Origin of the sequence: Curtobacterium sp. APC 4022 (genome assembly GCF_030407555.1) — a bacterium.
Taxonomy (GTDB): domain Bacteria; phylum Actinomycetota; class Actinomycetes; order Actinomycetales; family Microbacteriaceae; genus Curtobacterium.
In genome coordinates, this window is record NZ_JASDDD010000092.1 from 1 (window position 1) to 4221 (window position 4221).

A 4221-nucleotide genomic window follows, 5' to 3' on the forward strand; every position below is an offset into this window, starting at 1 on the left:
CCGAGGGCCAGGACGTGACGCTGACGGTAGCACCTGGACGCATCGGGCACGCGGTGTGCTTCGATCGGTCCCTCAGGTGGATGAACACCCTGCGACGCCGTCGCCCTGCTGGCACGATGGGCATGCCCCAGGGGTCGGATCAGGGTCCTGGGACGAGAGGGCGGGGGCCTCGCCGACCCCCGCCCTCAGCGCATCAGCGTCCGACGCGGCGGCTCGCCGTACGTCTGCCGGTACAGCCCCGTGAAGCGTCCGGCGTTGCTGAACCCCCAGTCGGCCGCGATGCCCGCGACGGTGTCCCCCCGCGTCGGGTCCCCGGCGACCAGGTCCGCCCGGGCACCGTCGACGCGCGCCAGCCGGACGTACTCCATCGGCGTCTGTCCACGCTCCCGCCGGAAGGCCAGCGAGAGCCCCCGGGGCGACAGCCGTGCCGCGGCGGCGATGTCCGGCACGGTGATCGGCTCCCGCCGGTGCTCGTCCACCCAGGCGGTCGCGCGGCGGACGGCAGCACTCACGGACGCCTCCCGCCGGGGTTCGGTGACCAGGCCGAACGCAGAGATCGCACTCACGACGACGAACCGTGACGCCTCGGCGCGGAGCAGCTCGTTGCCGTAGACGTCCGGCGTCTCGAGCACCTGGCGGCGGTACTCCTGCACGGTCCGGCGCCAGAGCCAGTGCCGACCGGCGTCCACCGGTCGCAGGGTGCCCTCCGCCAGGCAGACGCCGTCGTCGTCCCAGACCTCCCGGGCGACCCGGCGGAGCAGCTGCGCCGAGAAGGAGCAGGTCGAAGCGATGGCGTGGTCGACGACGAACTCGAGCTCCTGGTCGGGCGGCATCACGAACGCATCGCCCTCGCCGATGACCTCGTCGCAGCCCCAGGGGTTGAACGCGAAGGCACCCGATCGGACCTCGACGAACATGAGCTCGTCGGTGGCGTCGATGGCGACGTGCACCTCGGCGCCCCACTCGAACTCGGCGAGGGTGACCGGGTCACCGACGATGACGCGCTGCCGGTGCGAGACGACGTCCGAGGTCGCGACGACGCGGTACCCGAACCCCGCACTGATCGCTTCGGTGAGTTCGTCGGCATTCGTCGTCTCCACATCGAGGAACGAAGGACTGCTCATGGTGAGGGGTCTACCACAGGCCCGGGGCGGATGACGGGGCCGGATCATCCGCACAACGAAGGCGCCCGGATCCGTCCCCTGTGCAGTGCCTCGACGGCGTTACGCTCTCGCCACCCCAACCAGCGCGGCCGTCGTCGTCCGCCCCGGTGACAGCGACGTCGCCCCGGGCCCGACGGTGTCCGCACATCTGCAAGGAAGCAGGTCACGGTGAACCCCCTCTCCCCAGCGCCCCTCGGACGGGCCCGAACCCGCCGACGCGTCATCGGCGCGACGGTGGCGGTGGGCGCAGCAGCGCTCGGCGTCCTCGCCACGACCCAGACCGCCGTCGCCGCACCCCCGGCCGCTGCACCGACGACCGACCTCGGCCCGAACGTCCTCGTCTTCTCCCCGGACATGCCCCAGGCGGACATCCAGGCGAAGGTCGACGCCGTCTACGAGCAGCAGGTCGACAACGAGATGGGCACCGCACGGTACGCACTCTTCTTCAAGCCGGGCACCTACGGCTCGGCGGCGGACCCGCTCGACATCCGGGTCGGGTACTCCACCGAGGTCGACGGCCTCGGGCAGGACCCGAGCGGCGTGACGATCAACGGCGGTGTGACCGCGACCGGCCGCAACGGCAGCGGCTCGCTCGACACCTTCTGGCGGTCGGTGTCGAACCTGACCATCCACGTGGTGCCGACCGCCGACGCCTGCCACACCGGCAACGAGATGTGGGCCGTCTCGCAGGCCGCGCCGATGCGACGCGTGGACGTCAAGGACTACACGTCCTTCATGCCCTACTGCGAGGACCCGAACTACGCCAGCGGCGGCTTCGTCGCGGACTCGAAGCTCGAGGGCGGGGCGTTGAACGGCTCGCAGCAGCAGTTCTACGTCCGGAACACCGACCTGGGTGCCGGATGGTCGAACGGCGTCTGGAACCAGGTGTTCTCCGGCGACCTGAACGCCCCCGCGCAGTCCTTCCCGGTGCCGCCGTACACGACGCTGACGGCGACCCCGGTCTCCCGCGAGAAGCCGTACCTCTACGTCGACGACAGCGGGGCGTACCGCGTGTTCGTCCCGAGCGCCGCGACGAACTCGGTCGGAACCAGCTGGGCGAACGGGCACACCCCCGGTCGGTCGCTGCCCCTCAGCGACTTCTTCGTCGCGCACCCCTCTGACTCGGTCGCGACGATCAACGCCGCCCTCGCGAAGGGCAAGCACCTGCTCGTCACGCCCGGCGTCTACGACGTCGCGAAGAGCATCTCCGTCAAGCGTGCCGACACCGTGGTGCTCGGTCTGGGGATGGCGACGCTGACCGCGCAGGCCGGTGCCGTCCCGATGGTCGTCGGTGACGTCCGGGGCGTCGACATCGCCGGGCTGACCTTCGACGCCGGCCCCGTCGACTCCCCGACGCTGCTGCGGATCGGCAGCGGTCACCACAAGGTCGACCGCAACCCGGCCACCGCCGGCAGCGCCGCCGACCCGACCGCCCTGCAGGACGTGTTCTTCCGCATCGGCGGCCCGCACGTCGGCAAGGCCACGACGAGCCTCGAGGTCAACAGCAGCCACACGATCCTCGACGACATCTGGGCCTGGCGTGCCGACCACGGTGTCGCCGGTTCCGTCGGCTGGACGGTGAACACCGCCGACACCGGCGTGGTCGTGAACGGGGACGACGTCACCGCCACCGGGCTGTTCGTCGAGCACTACCAGAAGTACAACGTGGTGTGGAACGGCGAGCGCGGGCGGACCGTGTTCTTCCAGAACGAGCTGCCGTACGACGCTCCGGACCAGGCCTCCTGGCGCCACCAGAAGGTGAACGGCTGGGCCGCGTACAAGGTGTCCGACAAGGTGGAGACGCACGAAGCCTGGGGTCTCGGCAGCTACATCTTCACGAACGTCAACCCGTCGCTGCACGCGACGCAGTCGTTCGAGGTGCCGGACCGACCGGGCGTGGTGCTGCACGACATGACCACCGTCGCGCTCAACACGAACGCCGGCACGATCGACCACGTCGTCAACGGGCAGGGCTCCGCCGCCACCGGCGCGGTGTCCGGGCAGCCGCAGACCGTGACGCGGTACTCGAACAGGGCGGTGCAGTAGCGGACGCACGCCGACCCACACGACGCGAGCCGAGCCTCCCGTCCGTCATCACGACGGACGGGAGGCTCGTCTCGTCACCGCCCCGCGGCAACCGTCGGTCAGGCGGTGCAGAACCCGGTGAGCGCGTCGCGGATGCCCTTGCGGTGCAGCGAGTCGAGGCCCGCCGACAGGCGCTTCCGCTCGGCGACCACGAGGTGCGCGCACTGCGGGCTGCCGGCGGTCGCCTGGGCGGCGCCGATCGCCGCGACCAGGTCGGTGTCGATCGCGTCGAGCTGCGGGCGGATCGTCGCCAGGTCCGGCGCGGTCGTCGGAGCGGTGGCGGGGTGGTGCGTCCACGACGTGATGAGGCCGCGCTGGACGACCTTGCTCGCCGCGATCTGCGAGCGGACCACCCGGGTGACGAGGTCCGGGTCGACGCCCTGCTGTCGGGCGAGGGACACGGCCTCGTCGACGACCGCCTGCTCGCGCACCGGGTCGGCGATCGGCTTGCCGCTCAGCCACTTCGACTGCGCCACCGGGTCGGCGAGCAGCAGACGGCGGAGCACCAGGGACCCGACCGCGTCGAGGTGCGTGGAGTCCGCCTGGTCCGGGGCGGCGACCTGCTGCTCGGACGTGGTCGTCGACGCACTCGTCATCGTGGCGGCGCTTGCGGGCGTCGCGGCGAGCACCGCGAGGACGCCGGTCGACGCCACCAGGGCGACGGCCAGCACGACGACCACGGCCCGTTGGGTGCGGCTGCGACGGTTGGTGCCCAGCGGGCTCGGGGGCGTGATGGTGTTCATGGGGTCTGGCCTCTCCTGGAGCGGCGGCGGACGCGCCGGACGATGGTGTCGATGAGCGGACGGATGATCTCTTCGTGGAAGGGGTAGGCGTCGACGTGGTCACCGTCGTGGCTGCACCAGCAGTCGACGCGCACCATCTCCTGGAAGTCGGCGAAGACGTAGAGCACCTGGTGTGGGACCGCGGACGACTGCGACGGGCCGGTCGGCGGGCCGACGGGCGGGACCGCGGG

Annotated in this window: 4 protein-coding genes; 1 reads left to right on the forward strand and 3 read right to left on the reverse strand. The window is 71.5% G+C overall.

What is annotated here, in order from left to right; all coding sequences use genetic code 11:
• Positions 1-185: 185 nt before the first annotated feature.
• Entirely contained in the window at positions 186-1124 is a 939-nt protein-coding gene (locus QL987_RS16660; protein WP_290158767.1) for a helix-turn-helix transcriptional regulator, read from the reverse strand.
• A 207-nt stretch (positions 1125-1331) separates the two neighbouring features.
• Between QL987_RS16660 and QL987_RS16665 the strand changes: the two genes are divergently transcribed.
• Positions 1332-3209, forward strand: coding sequence for an adenylyl cyclase (locus tag QL987_RS16665; protein ID WP_290158768.1), 1878 nt, complete (start codon positions 1332-1334; stop codon positions 3207-3209).
• A gap of 98 nt (positions 3210-3307) precedes the next feature.
• On the opposite strand, the gene aroQ is transcribed toward QL987_RS16665, so the two are convergent.
• On the reverse strand, positions 3308-3991 hold the full coding sequence (aroQ, locus tag QL987_RS16670; RefSeq protein ID WP_290158769.1) for a gamma subclass chorismate mutase AroQ: 684 nt from the start codon (positions 3989-3991) through the stop codon (positions 3308-3310).
• A partial coding sequence (locus QL987_RS16675; protein ID WP_290158770.1) for a hypothetical protein occupies positions 3988-4221 on the reverse strand: 234 nt, incomplete at its 5' end. The genes aroQ and QL987_RS16675, both read right to left, overlap by 4 nt.